The 267-nt window shown below is 56.6% G+C and carries 1 protein-coding gene; it reads right to left on the bottom strand.

The window, feature by feature from the left end; all coding sequences use genetic code 11:
* On the bottom strand, window positions 1–267 hold a 267-nt coding region (locus ACZ3HH_RS30225; protein WP_465810279.1), incomplete at both ends, for a hypothetical protein.

Genomic DNA, 267 nt, shown 5'->3' on the forward strand with positions numbered 1-267 from the left:
GCTGCCACTTCATACGCCCTTTCATCGTCACCAACCCAGCACGCCATAAGGGTAACAGTTTTTGCAGCGCCGCTCGATTGGCTGACTCAATCAATAACTGGGCGCGCTCGATGTGCGCCAGTCGCACCAGCGTCATGGGTACCGCATCGTAAAAAATGACGGGTAATCCCTGTTGCTCGGCCAATGCCTCACCCACTTCTTTGGCGGCTTGCAACCAAGCCAGGGCAGCCTCGACGGTCTTGGCTTCAGCACGCAAAATGGTCTGGT

The sequence above is a fragment of the Pseudomonas sp. PME37.24/025 genome (assembly GCF_055556615.1).